Here is a 20,852-nt window from a genome sequence, read left to right as displayed (position 1 = left end):
GACCTAGATCATCTGACGCTACGCTGTGTCGCCGACCCGGCGTCAGAAACCGGGGATCCGAGCAATGGATCTAGTCAATCCGGGATGGGGAACGACCATGATGGGACCGGCGCACTCGCTGTCCGGGGCTGCGGCCTGGCTGGGGGTGGGCGCGGCGACGGCGGCCGCAGGGTATCCGATGCCCTGGCCGGTGCTCGTCGTCGGCGCGCTGATCTGCGCCGGTGCGGCGCTCGCCCCCGACCTGGACCACAAGTCGGCCACCATCTCGCGCGCCTTCGGACCGCTCTCGCGGTCGCTGTGCGGCGTTGTCGACACCATCTCGCACGCGGTCTACAAGGCCACCAAGATGCGCGGCGACTCCCACCGCTCCGGCGGGCACCGCACCCTCACCCATACGTGGGTGTGGGCGGTTCTGGTCGGCGCCGGCATGTCCCTCCTGGCGGTCCAGGGCGGCCGCTGGGCGGTGCTGGGCATCCTCTTCGTCCACATGGTCCTCGCCATCGAGGGGCTGCTGTGGCGGGCGGCCCGGGTCTCCAGCGACGTCCTGGTGTGGCTGCTGGGGGCGGCGACAGCCTGGATCCTCGCCGGCGTCCTGGACGAGCCGGGGAACGGTGCGGGCTGGCTGTTCACCGAGCCGGGGCAGGAGTACCTGTGGCTGGGCCTGCCGATCGTGCTGGGCGCGCTGGTCCACGACATCGGCGACGCGCTGACCGTCTCCGGCTGCCCAGTCCTGTGGCCCATCCCGATAGGCCGCAAGCGCTGGTACCCGCTCGGCCCGCCGAAGGGCATGCGGTTCCGTGCCGGGAGCTGGGTGGAGTTGAAGGTGCTGATGCCCGCGTTCATGCTGCTGGGCGGCATCGGCGGGCTGGGGGCCCTGGGCTACATCTGACCGACGCCGGGCGGGCGCCCCGGCCGGTGCTGCCGCGCCCGGGCCAGGGCCCGGCGTGCGACGGGCCTCCGGCCCGCAGGGCTCCCTCAACGGTGACGGCGGCCCCGGAACCGCCGTCCGGCGCCCTTCCCGGGACGCCCGCCGACCGGTCCGGGGCAGCGCGGCTACCCGTGCCAGGAACGCCACAGCGCCGCGTAGGCGCCGTCCGCGGCGACCAGTTCGTGGTGGCTGCCGAGTTCGCTGATCCGGCCCTCCTCGACCACCGCGATCACATCCGCGTCGTGCGCGGTGTGCAGCCGGTGCGCGATCGCCACGACCGTGCGGCCGTCCAGCACCCGGCCCAGCGAGCGCTCCAGGTGCCGGGCCGCGCGCGGGTCCAGCAGCGAGGTCGCCTCGTCCAGGACGAGCGTGTGCGGATCGGCCAGCACCAGCCGGGCCAGCGCTATCTGCTGGGCCTGCGCCGGGGTGAGGGTGTGGCCGCCCGAGCCGACCTCGGTGTCCAGGCCGCCGTCCAGGGCCCGCGCCCAGTCCGCGGCGTCCACCGCGCCGAGCGCGGCCCACAGCTCGGCGTCCCCGGCGCCGGAGCGGGCCAGCAGCAGGTTGTCGCGCAGCGAGCCCACGAAGACGTGGTGCTCCTGGTTGACCAGTGCCACATGTTCGCGCACCCGCTCCGCCGGCATCCGGGACAGCTCCGCGCCGCCGAGGGTGATCTCGCCGGTGCGCGGGGCGTAGATCCCGGCGAGCAGCCGCCCGAGCGTCGACTTGCCCGCCCCGGACGGACCGACCAGCGCCATCCGCGTGCCGGGGCGCACCCGCAGCGAGACCTCGTGCAGGACGTCGACGCCCGCGTGGTAGCCGAAGCGCACGTCGTCCGCCCGTACGTCCCGGCCCGCCGGCGCCACCCGTGCGTCGCCCGCGCCCGGCTCGATCTCCCGTACGCCCACCAGCCGCGCGATGGACACCTGGGCCACCTGGAGCTCGTCGTACCAGCGCAGGATCATCGAGACGGGCTCGCTCATCATCTGCGCGAGCAGCGCGCCCGTCGTCAGCTGGCCGGGCGTGAGCCAGCCGCGCAGCACGAACAGGCCGCCGAGCAGCAGCACCGAACCCAGGATCAGCACGTGCGTCACGTTGACGACCGGGAAGAGCACAGAGCGGAGAAAAAGGGTATATCGCTCCCATTGTGTCCATTCCCGAATGCGGCGTTCGGACAGCCGCACGCGGCGCTCGCCGAGCCGGTGCGCCTCGATGGTCCGGCCCGCGTCCACCGACTCGGTCAGCGCCGCCGAGACCGCGGCGTACCCGGCCGCCTCCGAGCGGTAGGCGTGCGGGGCCCGCTTGAAGTACCAGCGGCAGCCGACGAGCAGCACGGGCAGGCCGACGAGCACGGACAGGGCCAGCGGGGGAGCGGTGACGGTCATGCCGCCGAGCAGCAGCGCGATCCAGACCACGCCGATCGACAGCTGCGGCACGGCCTCGCGCATCGCGTTGGACAGCCGGTCGATGTCCGTCGTGATGCGGGACAGCAGGTCACCGGTCCCGGTGCGCTCCAGCACCCCCGGCGGCAGGGCCACGGACCGTACGAGGAAGTCCTCGCGCAGGTCCGCCAGCATCTGTTCGCCGAGCATCGCGCCCCGCAGCCGTACCAGGCGTACGAACGCGGTCTGGACGGCCAGCGCGAGCACGAACAGGCCGATGACGGGCGTCAGGTGGAGGTCGCGGACGCCCTTGTCGAGGTCCTCCACCAACCCGCCGAGCAGGTACGGCCCGACCATGGAAGCGAGCACGGCGGTGGCGTTCACGGCCACCAGCAGCACGAAGGCCCGCCGGTGCCGGCGGATCAGCCCGCCCACGTAGGCGCGTACGGTCGCGGGCGAGCCGACCGGCAGGGTCGTGGCCGTCCGCGGGGCGTCCGGATCGTGCTCCGGGGGCGCCAGGCCGATCATGCGGTCTCCTCGATCTGGTCGGTGCCGGTACGGGCGAACCGCGGGCCGGACGCGGCCCGGCCCGCCAGGGAAGCGGACGCGGACCCGCCCGCCGGGTGGCCGGCCGGCCCGCCTTCCTCGTCGTCCTCGGTCTCGCGGGTGACCACGGCGCGGTACGCGGCGTCGTCGTGCAGGAGCCGGCGGTGGGTGCCCGTGCCCGCCACCCGGCCCTCGGCGAGGAAGACGACGTGTTCGGCGCGGTCCAGAAGCAGCGGGCTGGAGGTGAGGACCACGGTCGTGCGGCCCGCGCGAAGCTCCCGCAGCCCGTTCGCGATACGGGCCTCGGTATGCGAGTCGACGGCGCTGGTCGGCTCGTCCAGGACCAGTACCCCGGGGTCCGTGACCAGCGACCTGGCCAGGGCCAGGCGCTGCCGCTGCCCGCCGGACAGGGACCGGCCGCGCTCGGTGATGTGGGTCAGTGCCGGGTCGCCGGAGTTGTCGGCCGAGCCCTGTGCCAGCGCCGCCAGCACGTCGCCGCACTGCGCCGCCGCCAGCGCGTCCTCGGCCCGCACGGACCCGGAGGACGGGACGTCCAGCAGTTCGCCGAGCGTTCCGGACAGCAGGACGGGGTCCTTGTCCTGGACGAGTACGGCGGCGCGGGCCGTGTCGCGTGGCACGTCGTCCAGAGCGGTGCCGCCCAGGAGGACCGACGGCGTGCCTTCCGGGGCGTCCGCGGGGTGGCCGCCCAGCCGGTCGGCGAGCCGCCCGGCCGCGTCCGGGTCGCCGCACACCACCGCGGTCAGCTGCCCGCTCGGCACGTGCAGACCGGTGACCGGGTCGAACAGGTCCCCGCCGAGCGTCTCGGGCGCGGCGACGCGCCCGTCGGCGGGCCGGCTCAGCGCCAGCACGCGGGCCGCGCGTTTGGCCGAGGGCTTGGAGAAGGAGTAGGCCATCGCGATCTCCTCGAAGTGCCGCAGCGGATAGAGGAGGAAGGTGACGGCGCTGTAGACGGTGACGAGTTCGCCGACCTGGACACGGCCGTCCAGGGCGAGCCCGACGCCGTACCAGACCACCGCGATCAGCAGGAGCCCCGGGAGGACGACTTGCACGGCGGAGATGACGGACCACATGCGGGCGCTGCGCACGGCGGCCCGGCGGACGTCCTGGGAAGCACTCCGGTAGCGGTCGAGGAAGAGCTCCTCGCCGCCGATGCCGTGCAGCACGCGCAGCCCCGCGACGGTGTCGGAGGCCAGTTCGGTCGCCCGGCCCGCCTTCTCGCGCTGCTCGTCGGCGCGGCGGGTCGCGGGCGGCAGCAGCGGCAGGACGGCCAGTGCCAGCACGGGTACGCCGACGGCCACCACCACGCCCAGTGCGGGCTGGTAGACGAGCAGGGCCACGCAGACGCCCACGGAGGTGAGCGCCGCGGCGCCGAACCGGGAGACGGCCTCGACGAACCATCCGATCTTTTCCAGATCGCCGGTGCTGACCGCGACGATTTCTCCCGCGGCGACCCGCCGGGTCATGGCGGACCCCAACTCCGTCGTCTTGCGCGCCAGGAGCTGCTGGATGCGGGCGACCGACGTGATCCAGTTGGTGATGGCGGCACGGTGCAGCATCACGTCGCCGACCGCGACCAGGACGCCGAGCAGCAGCAACAGGCCGCCCGCGAGCAGCAGCCGGGGGGCGGAGCGGTCCACCACGGCCTGGACCGCGAGGCCCACCGGCACGGGGAAGGACGCGACACCACCGGTGTGCACCAGCCCCCAGCACAGCGCCTTGGTCTGTCCGCCGAGCTGCTGCCGGTACAGCCACAGGAGCAATCGGCCACCGGAGCGGACGTCCGGGACCCCTGGGGCGGCATGAGGAAGATCGCGAATGTGCATGATGTCCAAGGGAGTCAGGATGCGGATGCGATGCGGTGATGCCTGGATCTGGTGTTGCCGGGCCGTGCGCTGCTGCCGAGTCGTGCGGACGCGCGTTCGGGAAGCGGGCGCGGGTGTGGGAAGGTCATGGAAGACTGGCGCGTCAAGGCGTCCCGATTCAACCGGTTTTCCGCGCGCCCGCGCACAACACGCCGCGGGCGCCCCGCTCGTACGCGCCGCGGGCACCCCGCCCGTATGTGCCGCGGGAACCCCACCTGTACGCATCGCGGGTACCCCGTCCTTACGCGCCGCGGGCGCCCCTCTCGTACGCGTCGTAGGCGCCCTGCTCGATCGCGCCGCGCGGTGCGACCATGGGAGTCATGCGAACAGCGGGCTGCATGGTACGGAGGGCGGCGCTCGCCGCGGTGGGGCTGACCCTGCTGGCGGGCTGCGGCGGAAACGGCGGAGCGGCACGGGACGAGGGAAAGGGCGGCGGCCGGACCGCGGGTGCACCGGCCGGGTACACGAAGACCGTGCCGGGCGTGGGCGCACAGCTGCGGGCGCGCATTCCGGGCGGAACGCGGCAGGTGGTGGCCGTGTACGGCAAGGGCGCCGACTCGCCGGACGCCACGATGGTGCTGTACACGAAGGCGGCCAAGGGGTGGCAGCGTACGGCGAGTTGGCCGGCGCACAACGGCAGGAAGGGCTGGACCACCGACCACCACGAGAACGACCTGCGCAGCCCGGTCGGCGTCTTCGGCCTCTCCGACGCGGGCGGGGTGCTGCCCGACCCGGGCGCGAAGCTGCCGTACACCCACTCCGCGGCCTTCACCCCGCCCCCGTACTGGGACAAGAGCACCCGGCACGACTTCGACCACGTCATCGCGGTCGACTACAACCGCGTCAAGGGGACCTCGCCCCTGGACCCGACCCGGCCGCAGGGCCAGGCCAAGGGCGGCGGCATCTGGCTCCACCTGGACCACGGCAGCGGCACGTCCGGCTGCGTGAGCATCTCGAAGGCGGGCATGGTGTCGCTGCTGCGCACGCTCGACCCGAAGCAGCGTCCCGTCGTGGTCATGGGCGACGCCGCGCACCTGACGGCCTGAACCGGCACCGGCACCAGGAAGCCCAGGAAGCCCAGGAAGCCCAGGAAGCCCGGAAAGCGGGGGCCGGGCGCGGTTCCGTGTCCGCCCGGCCCCCGCCCGGTCACGCCTGCGGCTTGGGAGAGTCCACGCCCTGCCGCGGCTTGTGCCACAGGCCGCGGGTGAAGTCCGGGATGGGCTGCGGCGTGCCGTTCGCCTTGATGGAGGCGTCGCTCAGCTGCACCGGCGCGCTCCAGGTCGCCCCGTCGTAGACGTCGAAGTCCGGTACGAGCCCGAGGTGGAAGCACTGCACCAACCGGAACAGCATGATGTAGTCCATGCCGCCGTGCCCGCCGGGCGGGTTGGCGTGCTCCTTCCACAGCCAGTGGTCCCACTCCGCGTACTTGCCGAAGTCGCCCCACTGGTCGTCGGTGTGGTCGGGCTCGATGTAGATCCGCTCCGGGTAGTCCTCGAAGACGCCCTTGGTGCCGCCGAGGCTGTTGATGCGGCTGTAGGGGTGCGGCGTGGAGACGTCGTGCTCCAGCCGCAGCACCCTGCCCTTGGCGGTCTGGATGAGGCTGAAGGTGCGGTCGCTCTCGATGTACGACTCCTTCCAGCTCGGGTCGCCCGGCGGCATGTGCGCCTCGCGGTACTCGGCGAGCCCGAGGGCGGGGGTGCCGAAGCTGGATATGCGCAGCACCCGGTCGCCGCGGTTGACGTCCATGTAGTTGGCGATCGGCCCGAAGCCGTGGTTCGGGTAGAGGTCGCCGCGCAGCCGGGTGTGCCACAGCCGCCGCCAGGGCCCCTCGTAATACGTCGGGTCGAACATCAGCTGGCGCAGGTCGTGGTTGTACGCGCCCGCGGCGTGCAACAGCTTGCCGAAGCGGCCTCCGTGCGCCATCCGCAGGACGCGCATCTCGTTGCGCCCGTAACAGCAGTTCTCCAGCTGCATGCAGTGGCGGCGCATGCGCTCGGAGAGGTCGACCAGCTCCCAGAGCTGGTCGATGCGCAGGGAGAGCGGACATTCCACGCCCGTGTGCTTGCCGTTGAGCAGTGCCGACTTCGCCATGTCGAAGTGCCAGTCCCACGGCGTGGCGACGTACACGAAGTCGAGGTCGCCGCGCTTGCACAGGTTCTCGAAGTCGTGGTCGCCCTTGGTGTAGACGGCCGGCGCCGGCTGTCCGGCGGCGGTGACCAGCTGCGCCGCCTTGGCCGCCTTCTCCTTGACCGGGTCGCACAGCGCCACGACCCGGACGCCGGGGATGGCGAGGTAGAGGGGGAGCATGCCCATGCCGCGGTTGCCCAGGCCGATGATGCCGATCCGCAGCGTGCTCCGCTTCTCGAACGGTACGCCGATCATGGTCTTGTACTTGCGCTTCGGTTCCGCTGCCGCCGCCTCGGCGGCTGCCGCAGCCGCTGCCGCCGACCCCTGGCCGGAGCCGGCTGCCGCGGCGCTGCCCGCGCCCAGCCCGCCGATTCCCAGCCCGGCACCCGCCGCTCCGGCGGTCCACAGGACGGAGCGTCTGCTCGGCCCCGCCTCTTCGGGTCTGGCGCGGTGGTCGTCGTGCTCGTGGGGCTCAGGGTGCTGTGATGGTGCCTCGTTCATCGGTCCTCCATAGGAACGGATGGTGCGTGGCGGAAGCGTGAACCTCGCTGAGGACCTTGACGGTTGTGCGGCATGAGGCACAAGAGGGCCGCTCGGACTGATTTTTCGTCCGGACCCGGTCGCCTGCCCTGTGGGCTCCTGAGGGGCTTGCCCTGCAGGGGCCTTGGTCATCCGCCCCGTACGGACCGGCGGTGGCGGAAAGTTTCTTGCGCAAGCGATTGGAATTTCTTGCGGAACCTCTTGACGCGCCAACGGGCGGAAGGGCAGGCTCCGTCGCGACATCCGACCCCCCACCACACCCCCCCACGGCAGCCCTGCACGCGCGCGGAACGCTGGCCGGAGTGCTGGCCGCCGCCGGCCTCACCACGTACGCCCCCTGGACCTCGCAGGCGGCCCCGCCGGGCGCCAAGTCCGTCACGGCCACCCTCTTCGAGCGGCCGTTCGCGCAGGTCGCCGAGGTCTGCACCGAACAGCTCGGCCCGGCCGGGTACGGCTACGTCGAGGTGTCGCCCGCCACCGAGCACATAGCGGGCGGGCAGTGGTGGACGTCGTACCAGCCCGTCGGTTACCGGGTCGCCGGCCGGCTGGGCGACCGTAAGGACTTCGAGCACATGGTGGACGCGTGCCACTCGGCCGGCGTCAAGGTGATCGCCGACGTGGTCGTCAACCACATGGCGGCCGGGTCCGGTACGGGCACCGGCGGCACCTCGTACACCAAGTACGGCTATCCCGGCCTCTACCGCGACCAGGACTTCCACGCCTGCCGCAAGGACGATGAAGGACCCCGGCTTCTGGGTGCAGGAGGTCGTGTACGGCGAGGGGGAGGCGGTGCGGCCGGAGGAGTACACGGGCACCGGCGACGTCGACGAGTTCCGTTACGGGACACACCTCAAGGCCGCCTTCCAGAGCGGGAACCTCGCGCAGCTGAAGTCCGTGGCCGACGGCAAGCTGAGCGGCGACCGGGCCCGTACGTTCATCGACAACTGGGACACCGAGCGCAACGGTTCGACACTCACCTACAAGGACGCGGGCCCGCCCTCCGGCGCCGACGGCTGGACCGGCATCCACGCCAAGCGCGAGATCACCGGTATGGTCGGGTTCCGCAACGCGGTGGGCCCCGCCGGGATCACCGACTGGTGGGACAACGGCGGCGACGCGATCGCGTTCGCGCGCGACGGGAAGGGCTTCGTCGCCCTCAACGACGGCGACCGCGCGCTGGACCGTACGTTCGCCACGTCGCTGCCCGCGGGAACGTACTGCGACGTCGTCCGGGCCGCGCCCGAGGCGTGCGACGGGCACACGGTCACCGTCGGCGACGACGGGACGGCACGGATCTCGGTACCGGCGAAGAGCGCGGTGGCGCTGCACGTACGGGACTGACGCGCCGGGCGGCCCCCGCCCTCACCCCGCCGGCCGCGTCGCCCGCTCCAGGGCGAGCAGGGCCGAGTGGTAGCCCCGGCCGCCGGTCGCGTGGTCCATGCCCACCTCGCACATCCGGTTCGCCGACAGGTGCGCGTCGAACCGCCGGGAGGTCACCTCCGCCGCCTCCTTGGCGGTCGCCGCCTCCGTCAGTTCCTTGTGCAGCATGCCGCGGTCGCCCGCGAAGGCGCAGCAGCCCGCGTCGTCCGGAACGACCACCTCCGCCGCACACGCCTCGGCGACCGCGCGCAGCTGCGCCTCGTCGCCCAGCTGGCGCATGGAGCAGGTCGGGTGGAGCACCGCGGAGCCGACCGTCCGCAGGATCTCCAGGCGCGGCAGCAGTTCCTCGGCCGCCCAGACCACGGAGTCGACGATGGTCAGCTCGCCGTGCAGTTCCCTGTTGTGCTCGGTGAGGTACGGCACGACCTCGTGGGCGATGCCGAGCGTGCACGAGGAGGCGTCCACGACCAGCGGCAGCCGCCCGCCCGCGGTCCAGCCCCAGGCCGCCTCGACGATGCGGTTGGCCATCACCGCGTTGCCCTCGTCGTACCCCTTGGAGTGCCAGATGGTGGCGCAGCAGGTGCCCTGCACGTCGGAGGGGATCCACACCGGCCTGCCCGCGCGCGCCGACACCGCCACGACGGCCTCGGGCAGGGAGGGCCCGTCGAAGCCGTCCGGTTCCCCGAAGATGCGGTTCACGCAGGCCGGGTAGTAGACCGCGGCGGCGCCCACCCGCCGGGTGGCGGGCAGCTTGCGGGCCGCGGCGCCGGGGATCTGCGGCAGCCATTCCGGTACGAGGTCGGGGCGTACGGCCTTGCGGGCCGCGCCGGTCAGGGACCGCAGCAGCCGGTCGGCGCGCCCGTCGCCGATCCGGTTGCCGATCTTCGCGGCGGCGGCCACCGCCAGCCGTGCCGACCGCTCGACCACCGTGAAGTGCCGGGCGGTCAGTGCCGCCGCGCGTTCCTCCTTGGGGGAGTGGCGCCGGTGCCGGAAGTCCTTCATCATCGCGCCGGTGTCGATGCCGACGGGGCAGGCCAGCTTGCAGGTCGAGTCGCCCGCGCAGGTGTCCACCGCGTCGTACCCGTACGCGTCCAGCAGGGCGTCCGTGACGGGCGACACCGGTGTCTGGCGCATCATCTCGCGGCGCAGCACAATGCGCTGGCGCGGCGTCGTGGTCAGGTCCCGGCTGGGGCAGACCGGTTCGCAGAAGCCGCACTCGATGCACGGGTCGGCGACCGCCTCGACCCGCGGGATGGTCTTGAGGCCGCGCAGGTGGGCCTTCGGGTCGCGGTCGAGCAGGACGCGCGGGGCCAGGATGCCGTGCGGGTCCACGGTCTTCTTGACGCGCCACATCAACTCCGTGGCGCGCGGGCCCCATTCCCTTTCCAGGAACGGCGCGATGTTGCGGCCGGTGGCGTGCTCGGCCTTGAGCGACCCGTCGAAGCGCTCGACGGTCAGGGTGCAGAACTCGTCCATGAAGGCGGCGTAGCGCTCCACGTCGGCGGGCCGCGCGGCGTCGAAGGCGAGCAGGAAGTGCAGGTTGCCGTGGGCGGCGTGGCCCGCGACCGCCGCGTCGAAGCCGTGCCGGTCCTGGAGTTCCAGCAGCGCCACGCAGGCCTCGGCGAGCCGGGACGGCGGTACGGCGAAGTCCTCGGTGATCAGCGTCGTACCGGAGGGGCGGGAGCCGCCGACCGCCGTGACGAACGCCTTGCGTGCCTTCCAGTACCCGGCGATGGTCCCGGCGTCGCGGGTGAACTCGTTGGTGACGGACGCGACCGGGGCGACCAGGTCCAGTCCCGCCAGCACCTCGCGCGCGGCCTCCTCCTGCGCTTCCCGCGCCGCCTCGTCCGGCGCGCGGAACTCGACCAGCAGCGCGGCGGTCGCCTTCGGCAGCTCCGCCCAGTCGGCCGGCACCCCGGACACGCGCACCGACGCGCGCAGCGTGTTGCCGTCCATCAGTTCCACGGCGATCGCGCCGGCCTCGTTGAACAGCGGCACGGCGGCAGCGGCGGCGCTCAGCGTCGGGAAGAACAGCAGGGCCGACGAGGTGCAGCGGTTCAGTGGAAGCGTCTCGAAGACGGTCTCCGCGATGAAGCCGAGGGTGCCCTCGGAGCCCACCGCCAACCCGCGCAGGATCTCGGCGGGGGTGGAGCCGTCCAGGAAGGCGTCCAGGCGGTAGCCGTTGGTGTTCTTGATCTCGTACTTGGCGCGGATCCTGGCCACCAGCTCCTGGTCCGCCTCGATCTCCGCCTTCAGCTCCATCAGGCCCCGGCACAGGGCGGGCTCGGCGTGCGCCAGTTCCTCGTCCGCCGCCGGGTCGCCGGTGTCCACGATCGTCCCGGAGGGCAGCACGAGCGTGACCGAGGCGAGCGTCCGGTAGGAGTTGCGGGTGGTGCCGGCCGTCATGCCGGAGGCGTTGTTGGCGACCACGCCGCCGAGCGTGCAGGCGATGGCGCTGGCCGGGTCGGGGCCGAGCAGCCTGCCGTGGCGGGCGAGCGCGGCGTTGGCCCGTACGACGGTGGTGCCGGGCCGGATACGGGCGCGGGCGCCGCCGTCCAGCACCTCGACGCCCGCCCAGTGCCGGCGCACGTCCACGAGGATGTCCTCGCCCTGCGCCTGCCCGTTGAGCGAGGTGCCGGCGGCCCGGAAGACGATGTTGCGGCCTTTGCCGTGCGCGTAGGAGAAGACCGCGGAGATGTCGTCGACGTCCTCGGCGAGCACGACGACCTGCGGGACGAAGCGGTACGGGCTCGCGTCGGAGGCGTACCTGACCAGGTCGGAGATCTTGTGCAGCACCTTGCCGGGTCCGAGCAGCGCGGTCAGCTCGTCGCGCAGCCGCTCCGGTGTGCCGGACGCCTGCCCGTCGGCCACCCGGTCGTGGTACGGGCCTTCGGTGGCGGCCGGCCGCAGGGTCCCGGGCTTCGGCTCCAGCAGGGGCATGACGTTCTACCTCCGGTCTGCTCGGGCCCGCTCCGGCCTCCGGAGCGGCCACCGGGCCAGTGTTTCAGCAGCGCGCCGCCGCCCCGTCGACCAGGGTGGACAACAGGCCGCCGAGGACGTCCCGCTGTTCGGCGGTCAGTGGCGCCAGGATGTCCTGTGCGGCGGCCCGGCGCGCGCCGCGCAACGCGCGCAGCGTCGAACGGCCGGTGTCCGTCAGCTCGATGCGTATGACGCGGCGGTTGGCGGTGTCGGGCACCCGGCGGACCTCGTCCTTCGCCTCCAGCGCGTCGACCAGCGTCGTCACGGCCCGCGGTACGACCTCCAGGCGCGCGGCCAGGTCGGCCATGCGGGGCGGCGCGTCGTCGGGGTAGTGGTCCACGATGCGCAGCAGCCGCAGCTGTGCGGGGGTCAGCGCGATGTCTAGCGTTTCCAGGTGCCGTTTCTGCGCGCGGTGCATCCGGCGGGTGAGCCGTACCAGCTGCTCCGCCAGGTCGTGGTCCGCGGTGGCCGGGTCGGGGGAGGACATGGCCGGAGAATATCAGGACCACATTCATTGTGAGTATAGGTAACAATTGGTTATGCTCGGCTGCCCGACCTCCCTGCCTCCCGAAGGAGCCCATGCGCCCCGACGAACCCCAGTGGACCCCGCCGCCCAAGGACCCGGCCCAGCCGGCCCAGGTGCGGCGCATCCTCGCGCTCTTCAAGCCCTACCGCGGCCGGCTGGTCACGGTGGGCCTCCTGGTGGCCGCCTCCTCCCTGGTCTCGGTCGCCTCCCCCTTCCTGCTGCGCGCCGTCCTCGACGTGGCCATCCCCCAGGGCCGTACCGGCCTGCTGACCCTGCTCGCCACGGGCATGATCGTCACCGCCGTGCTGACCAGCGTCTTCGGTGTCCTGCAGACCCTGATCTCGACCACCGTCGGCCAACGCGTCATGCACGACCTGCGCACCGCCGTCTACGCCAAGCTCCAGCGCATGCCGCTGGCGTTCTTCACCCGCACCCGCACCGGCGAGGTGCAGTCCCGCATCGCCAACGACATCGGCGGCATGCAGGCCACCGTCACCTCCACCGCCACCTCCCTGGTCTCCAACCTGACCTCCGTGGTGGCCACCGTCGTCGCCATGCTCGCCCTCGACTGGCGGCTGACCGCCGTCTCGCTGCTGCTGCTCCCGCTCTTCGTCTGGATCAGCCGCCGGGTCGGCAACGAACGCAAGAAGATCACCACCCAGCGGCAGAAGCAGATGGCCGCGATGTCCGCGATGGTCACCGAATCGCTGTCGGTCAGCGGCATCCTGCTCGGCCGCACGATGGGCCGCGCCGACTCCCTCACCACGAACTTCGCCACCGAGTCCGAGCGGCTGGTCGGCCTGGAGGTCCGCGCCAACATGGCCGGCCGCTGGCGGATGGCCACCATCGGCATCGTCATGGCCGCCATGCCCGCCGTCATCTACTGGTCGGCGGGCATGGTCCTCCGGATGGGCGGCCCGGCCTTCTCCATCGGCACCCTCGTCGCCTTCGTCACGCTCCAGCAGGGGCTGCTGCGCCCCACCGTCTCGCTGCTGTCCACCGGCGTGCAGATGCAGACCTCCATCGCGCTCTTCCAGCGCATCTTCGAATACCTCGACCTGCCGGTGACCATCACCGAACCGGACCACCCGGTACGCCTGGCCGCACCGCGCGGCGAGATCCGCTTCGAGCACGTGACGTTCGCCTACGACAACCCCGAGCGCGGCCCCGGCACCGGGCCGGCCCCGGCCACCCTGCGCGACATCGACCTGACCGTCCCGGCCGGCGGCAGCCTGGCCGTCGTCGGACCGACCGGCAGCGGCAAGAGCACCCTGAGCTACCTGGTGCCGCGCCTGTACGACGTGACGGCCGGCCGGGTCACCCTGGACGGCACCGACGTGCGCGACCTGGACTTCGACACCCTCGCCCGCGCGGTCGGCGTGGTCTCCCAGGAGACGTACCTCTTCCACGCCTCCGTCGCCGACAACCTCCGCTTCGCCAAGCCCGACGCGAGCGACGAGGAGATGGAGCGCGCCGCCCGCGCCGCGCAGATCCACGACCACATCGCGGCCCTGCCGGACGGCTACGACACCCTCGTCGGCGAACGCGGCCACCGCTTCTCCGGCGGTGAGAAACAGCGGCTGGCCATCGCCCGCACCATCCTGCGCGACCCGCCCGTCCTCGTCCTCGACGAGGCCACCAGCGCGCTGGACACCCGCACGGAGCACGCGGTGCAGCAGGCCATCGACGCCCTCGCCAAGGGCCGTACGACGATCACCATCGCGCACCGCCTGTCCACGGTCAGGGACGCCGACCAGATCGTCGTCCTCGACGCCGGACGGATCGCCGAACGCGGCACCCACGACGAACTCCTCGCCGCCGACGGGCGGTACGCGGCCCTGGTGCGGCGTGACGCACACCTCGCCCCCGGCGGTGAACAGGCCCTGTCCGCCGACCTGACCCGCCGGTAAGGTCGGCACCGACCGCACCGGACCGATCTGGGGAGCGCCCCGTGGCAGCCGCCGACCGAACCGCCGACCGTTCCGCCCTGCTGATGGCCCGGCTGCTCGGCGGGATGGGGGCGCTCCACTTCCTCGCCCCCAAGCCGTTCGACGCGATCGTGCCCAGGGCGCTGCCCGGCTCCCCGCGCACCTGGACGTACCTCAGCGGCGCCGCGGAACTCGCGGTGGCCGCCGCGGTCGCCCTGCCGCGCACCCGCCGGACCGGCGCGCTGGCCGCCGCGGGCCTGTTCGCCGCCGTCTTCCCCGCCAACGTCAAGATGGCCCGCGACTGGCGGCACCGCTCCGCGCCCCTCAAGGCCGTCGCCTACGGCCGCCTGCCGCTCCAGGCACCCATGGTGGCCTGGGCGCTGCACACGGCACGTGCCGCCGGACGGGACGACCGCCCCTGAAATACGCGGGCGTGCCCCGAAGCGGCCCCTCTAGGGTGAGCCGTATGCCGGCCCACGACTCCCTGCCGCCCTTCGAGTTCGCCTTTCCGGGACCGCTGCGCGACCGGCTCGTCGCCGCCGTGCTGTCCGGGGCCAAGACCACCACGACGGGCCTGGTGGCGGACTACGAGCACGCGGGCGACCCGCTGCCGCGCGCCGGCGACCGCTACCGGGTGCCCGGCTCCGACGGACGCTCCGTCGCCGTCGTCGAGGTGACGGACGTACGCGTGCTGCGCCTGGCCGACGTGGACCTGCGGCACGCCGTGGACGAGGGCGAGGGCCACGAGACGGTCGCCGGCTGGCGGGCCGACCACGAGGGTTTCTGGCAGGGCCCGGAGATGCGCGAGGCACTCGGCGACCCGGAATTCGCGGTCGGCGACGACACGATGGTCGTGGCCGGACGGTTCCGGGTCGTCGAGCGCCTGTAGGCGGCGCGCCGCGGCCGCTCAGAGGGCCGTCAGGTCGACCGCCGCGGCCATCGCCCGGTACCCCGCGTCGTTCGGATGCTTGCGGTCGCCGCTGTCGTACGCGGGGAGCAGTGCGTCGGGGTCGGCGGGGTCGGCCAGCGCCGTCGCGAAGTCGGCGACCGCGTCGAACGCGCCGGAGGTGCGGATCCAGGTGTTGATCTCCCGGCGCTTCGCCTCGGATGCCGGCGTGTGGTACTCGGCGCCCCGGAACGGCAGGATCGTGCCGCCGACGACCCGTACCCCGGCCGCGTGCGCCCGCTCGATCAGCTCGCGGTGGCCGTCGACGACCTGTGCGGCGGACAGCTGCGGGTTCGGTTGGTACGTCGGGAACGCGGCCTCGTCCACCTCGCTGAACCCGATGTCGTTGAGGCCGACGAGCACGATCACGGTCCGTACCCCTGGCTTGTCCAGGACGTCGCGTGTGAAGCGCGCGCCGGCCCGTTCGCCGAACCAGTCCGAGTCGTTGAGCAGCAGGTTTCCGCCGATCCCGGCGTTGAGGACCGGGCGTGCCAGGCCCGCTTCGGCCAGCCGCCGGGCGAGCGCGTCCGGGTAGCGGCGGTCGGCGTCGGTGGTCGAGGCGAAGCCGTCGGTGATCGAGTCGCCGAACGCCACCACGGTGTCCCGCCGGGCCGGGTCGCCCGTCAGTTCGACGTCGGCGAGGAGGTACCAGGACAGCGACGTCTCGGTGAAGACCGCCGGGTCGGCGGCGGCGAGCTGGTCGCCGGCGGTTCGGTAGGAGGTGGTGAACGCCTGGGCGTGGAAGGTGGCGGGCCCGGTCGGCCGCGCGAAGTACAGGCCGACCGTCAGCCGGTCGAAGGGCGCCACGTCCGTCTCGGCCGCGTCGCTCCAGACCTCGCCGCCCGCCGGTATCCGTACCGAACCGGCGCCCCCGAAGGTCAGCCGGCGCGTGGTGCCTTCCCGCACGGCCGCGCCCCGGTCCGTGCGGGCGAGCGTGGCGCCGGAGACCTCCAGCTCGCCGGTGCCGAAGCGGTTGGAGAGCCGGACGCGGGCCGCGGTGCCGGAGCCGGTGACCCGTACGACCTGGCGGACCGTCTGGTCCGCGAAGCCCTCCTCGGCCCAGTTCTTGTCGAATCCGGTGCTCGGGCGCTGTACGGCGGCGCTCCAGCCGGCGCTCCACACGGTGTCGTTGCTCATGGCGGCCACTCGTTTCTCTCGTCGGTGCGGTGAGCACGAGCCTGCCGCGCGGGCGTGCGGCCACCCAGCCCCCCGGGCTGCGTACGCACCGGATGCCTACCAACGCGGGGGTCACCCTGCGGCCGAAGGCGGGAGCCGGGGGTGGCGAGCGGGTGAGAGGCGCGGCGCCGCCCGCCCGGTCGGAGTTGGCGCGATCTTGATCGTGATAGGGCAGTCAGCGTGCCGAGCGGAGTTTCATCCGGTCGCACCCGGCAAGGCGCACGGCACCACTTCCCCACTGGCCGCACGCACACCCCTACGCACACACGGAGACGACGTGGTCGACAGCGCACCCGACGGCACGACCGGCGCGGGCGGCCGCCCACCGCGCGAGCTGGGCCGCCGCGGCGCCCTGGCCGCCACCGCCGCGGCCGGCCTCGGCCTCCTCACCGCTTGCGGCGGCACCGCGGACAGCGACGCCTCACCGCCCGGCGCCCCGCAGCCCCGGACCCCGGGGACCGGGAGCGGCGCCTCGGCCAGGCCGGCCAGGAAGCGCCCCCAGCTCCCGCGCGGCGGCCGGGAACTGTTCCCCCGTCACCGGCTCGTGGGCTTCTGCGGCCTGCCCGGGTCCCCCGTCCTCGGCCGGCTCGGCAAAGGCGACCTGGACGAGCGCGCCCGGGAGATCGAGAAGCTCGCCCACACCTACGCGGGCGACCGCGAACCGCTGCCCGTACTGGAACTGCTGGCGACGGTCGCCAACGCCGAGGCGGGCGACGACGGCACCTACCGCTCCCGCACTCCCGCCGGCACCGTCCGCCGCTTCCACGAGGCGGCACGCAAGCACCGCGCGCTGCTGCTCCTGAACATCCAGCCGGGGCGCGCCTCCGCGCTGGGCGAGGTCAAGGCGCTGCGCGAGTGGCTGGTGCACCCGGACGTGGGCCTCGCCCTGGACCCCGAGTGGGAGATGGGCCCCGGCGAGAAGCCGGGTGACTCCTACGGGAGCACCGACGGCCGCGAACTCACCGAGATCGCCCGCTACCTCTCCGGACTGGTCCGCGAGCACGACCTGCCGGAGAAGCCCTTCGTCTTCCACCAGGTGGCGACCTCGGTCGTCGAGGACCAGCACGCGTTCAGGCCGCAGCCCGGCGTCGCCGCCGTCAAGTGCGCCGACGGCATCGGTTCGCCGGACCTGAAGCGGGAGACCTGGGAGTACCTGGTCAAGGACCTGCCCCGCGGCATGCGCACCGGCTTCAAGCTCTTCTACGACGAGGACGCCAAGGACAGCCGCCTGATGACCCATCAGGAAGTCCTCGCCCTGCGGCCGCGGCCCGAGTACGTCATGTACGAGTAGCGCCCCGCCCCGTGCCCCAGTCCCCGCGTCACGCGGGCCGCAGCCGGTACGCGTAGCTGTAGGGCCGGTCGGCACGCAGCAGGTACTTGTCCAGCGGCGGCGCGCCCCACGAGTCGTTGCCGCCGACGCCCGTCTGCCGGTGGTTGACGCCGAGGGCCGTCTCCGCGCGCCGCTTCAACTCGTACGGGTGCTCGTGCCGCTCGCTCTCCAGATCGAAGGGCGTGTAGTGCAGAGCGCTCAGCTCCAGCAGCGGCGCGCCGTCGCCCGGTTCGGCGCTGACGGCCAGCCCCGCACCGTCGCGGCCGGTGAGCGAGGCGCTGCGCACATCGGTCACGTTCCCGGTCTGCTGGGGCCGGACGTACGGCCCCAGTTGGGCGTCGACGCTGCTGCGGTAGCGGCCGACGAAAGCCGACGTGCGCCGGTCCCAGTAGTTCTCGTGCGGCCCCCGCCCGTACCAGGCGAACGTCTCCAGCCCGGCCGGTACGGTCAGCAGCGCGCCGACCAGGGGCAGGTCGGGCAGCCCGGCGCCCGGCGTGAGGGTGTGCCGTACCCGTACCTCGCCGTCGCCGCGCACGGTGAAGACGGTGTCCCAGCGGGAGGCCGCGGGCGCGGTGGGCAGCGTGGCCGTGACCTCGACGGTCACCTCGGAGGCGGACGTACGGGTGGCCCTGACCCCGGTCACCGTGCGCTTGGCGCCCGCCTCGCGCCAGGTGCGCAGCGACTTCTGTGCGCCCCGCCCGATGTCGTTGTCCGTCGGCCCGCGCCAGAAGTTGGGCACGGGGCCGCCGGTGAGCAGTGCCCGGCCGCGGTGGCGGTAGGCGGACAGGGTGCCGGTGGCCTTGTCCAGGACGAGTTCGAGGCCGCGTCCACGCACCGTGACCGCACGGTCCGACTCGGCGAGGTCGAGCGGCGGCAGCCCGGCGGCGGAGGGCTCGGCGGGCGCGGGGGCGCGCCAGGGCAGCGCGAGCTGTTCGGCGGCGACGCTGTGGCCGGCATCCGCCCAGGAGGTGGCGTGGCGCAGTACGAAGGAGAGGTTGAGCCAGTACTCGGCTCCGGGCTCGGGTCGCTCGGGCCGGGAGAAGGGAATCCGTACGGTCGCGTCCTGCCCCGGCGCGGCCTCGGGTGCGGGCAGCGTGCCGTGCTGGACGCGTTCGCCGTCGCGGGTGACCTCCCAGCGCAGCTCGTAGGCGTCCAGGCCCAGGAACAGCTGCCGGTTGGTGATCCGTACCGTGCCGGCGGCGAGATCTGCGGCGGCCGTGCGGATCGCCTGGTAGACCTTCTTGACCTCGTGGATGGCCGGGTGCAGCACGCGGTCGGCGGAGACGATGCCGTTGCAGCTGAAGTTCCAGTCGGTGGGGTAGCCGGGGTGCCAGTCGCCGCCGTAGGACAGGTAGGTGCGCTTCGGGTCGCCGGGGACGGGCAGGCGGATGGCCTGGTCGACGAAGTCCCAGATGAAGCCGCCGTGCAGGTTGGGGTAGCGCTCGAAGACGTCCCAGTACTCCTGGAAGTTGCCCGTGCTGTTGCCCATGGAGTGCGCGTACTCGCACAGGATGAACGGCTTCGGGTTGCCGGACTTCCCGTACCGCTCCACTTCCTCCGGCGTGCTGTACATCCGGCTCTCGATGTCGGCGACGGCGTTCATGCCCTCGTAGTGCACCGGTCGGGACGGGTCGCGGCGGCGCGTCCAGTCGGCCATCGCCCGGAAGGTCAGGCCGCGGCCCGCCTCGTTGCCGAGCGACCAGACCACGACGGACGGGTGGTTCTTGTCCCGTTCGACCATCGACCGCATCCGGTCCAGGCAGGCGCCGGTCCAGGCCGGCAGGCTGCCGGGCAGCCAGTCGCGCACCCCGTGCGTCTCCAGGTTGGCCTCGCCGACGACATACAGGCCGTACTCGTCGCACAGGTCCAGCCAGCGCGGGTCGCCGGGGTAGTGGGAGGTGCGGACGGCGTTGATGTTGTGCTGCTTCATGATGCGGATGTCCTGGAGCATCCGCTCCTCGGGGACGGCCTGCCCGTGGTCGGGGTCGGTCTCGTGCCGGTTGACGCCGCGGAAGACGACGGGCCGGCCGTTGACGGTGAGCTGGCCGGGCCCGTACGTGACGGAACGGAAGCCGATCCGGGTGCCCTGCACGTCGACGGTGCGGCCCGCCGGGTCGGTGAGGGTCAGGACGAGCGTGTAGAGGTGCGGGGTCTCGGCGGACCACAGGTCGGGGGCGCGGACGGTGGCCGTCGGGGCGACCGTGGCGTCCGGCCCGCCGGTGAAGCGGACCGTCGCGGTCAGCGGGGACGGCAGCGCCGGACGCCCGCGGCCGTCGTACAGCTCCGCTCTGAGCCGGTGTTCGCCCGCCGCTGCCGCGCCCCGGTTGCGTACCGTCGCGGCCACGGTCAGTTCCGCGTCGCGGTGGGCGGCGTCCAGGGTGGTGCGGACGTGCAGGTCCTGGAGGTGCACGGGTGCGATGGAGTACAGGTACACGTCGCGGAAGATCCCGGACAGGTCGATCATGTCCTGGTCCTCCAGCCAGCTGCCGTCCGACCACCGGTAGACCTCCACGGCCAGCACGTTCGTGCCGGGCCGCAGCCGCTCGGTGATGTCGAACTCGGCCGGGGTGTAGCTGTCCTCGCTGTAGCCGACCCGTTCGCCGTTGACCCACACGAAGAACGCCGATTTCACGCCTTGGAAGGAGAGCAGGGTGTGGCGGCCGTCCCAGGAGCCTGGCACGGTGAAGGTGCGCCGGTAGGAGCCGACGGGGTTGAAGCCGTGCGGGACGTGCGGCGGCCGCGGGTCCTCGTAGCCGATCCACGGGTACTTGACGTTGAGGTAGATCGGCTCCGGGTAGCCCTCGATCTCCCAGTTGGAGGGCACGGTGATGCGGCCCCAGGCGCTGTCGTCGTACCGCGGCGCGAAGAAGTGGCGGGGCCGCTCGTCGGGGTTCTTCGACCAGTGGAAGCGCCAGCTGCCGTTGAGCGAGCGGTAGTACGGGGACTCGGTGAACCTTCCGGTCAGGGCCGAGCCGGTGTCGCCGTACGGGACGAGGCGGGCGCGGGCCGGTTCGCGGTTGACCTGGAAGATCCGCGGGGCGGCGTCCCACTCGGTGGTGGCGGTGGCAGCGAAGGAGCGTTTCTGCGCGGCGAACGCGGCCCAGCCGGCCAGGGCGGCGCCGGTGGCGAGGAACGACCGGCGGCCGATGCGGCGTACGTTCATGAGGGGGCTCCGAACGTAAGG

General features: G+C 72.9%; 13 protein-coding genes and 1 pseudogene. 7 read left to right on the top strand and 7 right to left on the bottom strand.

Going from position 1 to position 20,852, the window contains the following annotated elements; all coding sequences use genetic code 11:
- Nucleotides 1-97: 97 nt before the first annotated feature.
- On the top strand, nucleotides 98-889 hold the full coding sequence (locus ACH4OW_RS11890; RefSeq protein WP_360128511.1) for a metal-dependent hydrolase: 792 nt from the start codon (nucleotides 98-100) through the stop codon (nucleotides 887-889).
- A gap of 164 nt (nucleotides 890-1,053) precedes the next feature.
- Here ACH4OW_RS11890 and ACH4OW_RS11885 read toward each other — a convergent pair whose 3' ends face one another.
- A complete protein-coding gene (locus tag ACH4OW_RS11885; RefSeq protein ID WP_398027008.1) occupies nucleotides 1,054-2,835 on the bottom strand; it encodes an ABC transporter ATP-binding protein in 1,782 nt (593 codons plus the stop codon).
- Nucleotides 2,832-4,697 carry an ABC transporter transmembrane domain-containing protein gene (locus ACH4OW_RS11880; RefSeq protein ID WP_398027222.1) on the bottom strand — a complete coding sequence of 622 codons (1,866 nt, stop codon included), beginning with the start codon at nucleotides 4,695-4,697 and terminating at the stop codon, nucleotides 2,832-2,834. The genes ACH4OW_RS11885 and ACH4OW_RS11880 overlap by 4 nt, the downstream gene beginning before the upstream one ends.
- A gap of 350 nt (nucleotides 4,698-5,047) precedes the next feature.
- On the opposite strand from ACH4OW_RS11880, the gene ACH4OW_RS11875 reads away from it, so the two are divergent.
- Nucleotides 5,048-5,782, top strand: a complete 735-nt coding sequence (locus ACH4OW_RS11875; protein ID WP_398027006.1) for a L,D-transpeptidase family protein — start codon at nucleotides 5,048-5,050, stop codon at nucleotides 5,780-5,782.
- 100 nt (nucleotides 5,783-5,882) lie between these two features.
- On the opposite strand, the gene ACH4OW_RS11870 is transcribed toward ACH4OW_RS11875, so the two are convergent.
- Nucleotides 5,883-7,364, bottom strand: a complete 1,482-nt coding sequence (locus tag ACH4OW_RS11870; protein ID WP_360128520.1) for a Gfo/Idh/MocA family oxidoreductase — start codon at nucleotides 7,362-7,364, stop codon at nucleotides 5,883-5,885.
- Nucleotides 7,365-7,678: 314 nt separating this feature from the next.
- On the opposite strand from ACH4OW_RS11870, the pseudogene ACH4OW_RS11865 reads away from it, so the two are divergent.
- Nucleotides 7,679-8,744 (top strand): annotated as a pseudogene (locus tag ACH4OW_RS11865) (alpha amylase C-terminal domain-containing protein).
- Nucleotides 8,745-8,765: 21 nt separating this feature from the next.
- Here ACH4OW_RS11865 and ACH4OW_RS11860 read toward each other — a convergent pair.
- Nucleotides 8,766-11,723, bottom strand: a complete 2,958-nt coding sequence (locus tag ACH4OW_RS11860) for an FAD-binding and (Fe-S)-binding domain-containing protein (RefSeq protein WP_398027004.1) — start codon at nucleotides 11,721-11,723, stop codon at nucleotides 8,766-8,768.
- Between the two features lie 64 nt (nucleotides 11,724-11,787).
- Nucleotides 11,788-12,249 carry a MarR family transcriptional regulator gene (locus ACH4OW_RS11855; RefSeq protein ID WP_360128526.1) on the bottom strand — a complete coding sequence of 154 codons (462 nt, stop codon included), beginning with the start codon at nucleotides 12,247-12,249 and terminating at the stop codon, nucleotides 11,788-11,790.
- A gap of 92 nt (nucleotides 12,250-12,341) precedes the next feature.
- Here ACH4OW_RS11855 and ACH4OW_RS11850 point away from each other — a divergent pair, with 92 nt between their 5' ends.
- The 3 genes from ACH4OW_RS11850 to ACH4OW_RS11840 all read left to right on the top strand — a co-directional run bounded on the left by ACH4OW_RS11850 (nucleotide 12,342) and on the right by ACH4OW_RS11840 (nucleotide 15,105).
- Nucleotides 12,342-14,198: an ABC transporter ATP-binding protein gene (locus ACH4OW_RS11850; RefSeq protein ID WP_398027001.1), complete on the top strand. Its 1,857-nt coding sequence runs from the start codon at nucleotides 12,342-12,344 to the stop codon at nucleotides 14,196-14,198.
- Between the two features lie 83 nt (nucleotides 14,199-14,281).
- On the top strand, nucleotides 14,282-14,638 hold the full coding sequence (locus tag ACH4OW_RS11845) for a hypothetical protein (protein WP_398027221.1): 357 nt from the start codon (nucleotides 14,282-14,284) through the stop codon (nucleotides 14,636-14,638).
- A 44-nt stretch (nucleotides 14,639-14,682) separates the two neighbouring features.
- On the top strand, nucleotides 14,683-15,105 hold the full coding sequence (locus ACH4OW_RS11840; RefSeq protein ID WP_398026999.1) for an ASCH domain-containing protein: 423 nt from the start codon (nucleotides 14,683-14,685) through the stop codon (nucleotides 15,103-15,105).
- A gap of 18 nt (nucleotides 15,106-15,123) precedes the next feature.
- Here ACH4OW_RS11840 and ACH4OW_RS11835 read toward each other — a convergent pair whose 3' ends face one another.
- Nucleotides 15,124-16,299, bottom strand: a complete 1,176-nt coding sequence (locus tag ACH4OW_RS11835) for an SGNH/GDSL hydrolase family protein (RefSeq protein WP_398026997.1) — start codon at nucleotides 16,297-16,299, stop codon at nucleotides 15,124-15,126.
- Between the two features lie 316 nt (nucleotides 16,300-16,615).
- Between ACH4OW_RS11835 and ACH4OW_RS11830 the strand changes: the two genes are divergently transcribed.
- Nucleotides 16,616-17,629 (top strand): hypothetical protein, encoded by a 1,014-nt coding sequence (locus ACH4OW_RS11830; RefSeq protein ID WP_398026995.1) that lies wholly within the window; start codon nucleotides 16,616-16,618, stop codon nucleotides 17,627-17,629.
- Between the two features lie 28 nt (nucleotides 17,630-17,657).
- Here the strand turns inward: ACH4OW_RS11830 and ACH4OW_RS11825 are convergent, their stop codons facing one another.
- Nucleotides 17,658-20,831, bottom strand: coding sequence for a glycoside hydrolase family 2 TIM barrel-domain containing protein (locus tag ACH4OW_RS11825; protein ID WP_398026994.1), 3,174 nt, complete (start codon nucleotides 20,829-20,831; stop codon nucleotides 17,658-17,660).
- Nucleotides 20,832-20,852 lie beyond the last annotated feature (21 nt).

The sequence above is a fragment of the Streptomyces sp. NPDC017056 genome, from assembly GCF_044332485.1.
In the GTDB taxonomy this organism is placed as follows: Bacteria; Actinomycetota; Actinomycetes; order Streptomycetales; family Streptomycetaceae; genus Streptomyces.
Note: the sequence above shows the minus strand (reverse complement) of the source record. Positions and strands in the feature narration are given on the sequence as shown.

Bases quoted from the DNA above. Each gene is read 5' to 3' on its own strand.
- ACH4OW_RS11835 (WP_398026997.1), bottom strand. From the start codon at position 16,299: ATGAGCAACGACACCGTGTGGAGCGCCGGCTGGAGCGCCGCCGTACAG.
- ACH4OW_RS11825 (WP_398026994.1), bottom strand. From the start codon at position 20,831: ATGAACGTACGCCGCATCGGCCGCCGGTCGTTCCTCGCCACCGGCGCC.
- ACH4OW_RS11890 (WP_360128511.1), top strand. From the start codon at position 98: ATGATGGGACCGGCGCACTCGCTGTCCGGGGCTGCGGCCTGGCTGGGG.
- ACH4OW_RS11845 (WP_398027221.1), top strand. From the start codon at position 14,282: ATGGCCCGGCTGCTCGGCGGGATGGGGGCGCTCCACTTCCTCGCCCCC.
- ACH4OW_RS11855 (WP_360128526.1), bottom strand. From the start codon at position 12,249: ATGTCCTCCCCCGACCCGGCCACCGCGGACCACGACCTGGCGGAGCAG.
- ACH4OW_RS11875 (WP_398027006.1), top strand. From the start codon at position 5,048: ATGGGAGTCATGCGAACAGCGGGCTGCATGGTACGGAGGGCGGCGCTC.
- ACH4OW_RS11870 (WP_360128520.1), bottom strand. From the start codon at position 7,364: ATGAACGAGGCACCATCACAGCACCCTGAGCCCCACGAGCACGACGAC.
- ACH4OW_RS11840 (WP_398026999.1), top strand. From the start codon at position 14,683: ATGCCGGCCCACGACTCCCTGCCGCCCTTCGAGTTCGCCTTTCCGGGA.
- ACH4OW_RS11880 (WP_398027222.1), bottom strand. From the start codon at position 4,697: ATGCACATTCGCGATCTTCCTCATGCCGCCCCAGGGGTCCCGGACGTC.
- ACH4OW_RS11860 (WP_398027004.1), bottom strand. From the start codon at position 11,723: ATGCCCCTGCTGGAGCCGAAGCCCGGGACCCTGCGGCCGGCCGCCACC.
- ACH4OW_RS11850 (WP_398027001.1), top strand. From the start codon at position 12,342: ATGCGCCCCGACGAACCCCAGTGGACCCCGCCGCCCAAGGACCCGGCC.
- ACH4OW_RS11885 (WP_398027008.1), bottom strand. From the start codon at position 2,835: ATGATCGGCCTGGCGCCCCCGGAGCACGATCCGGACGCCCCGCGGACG.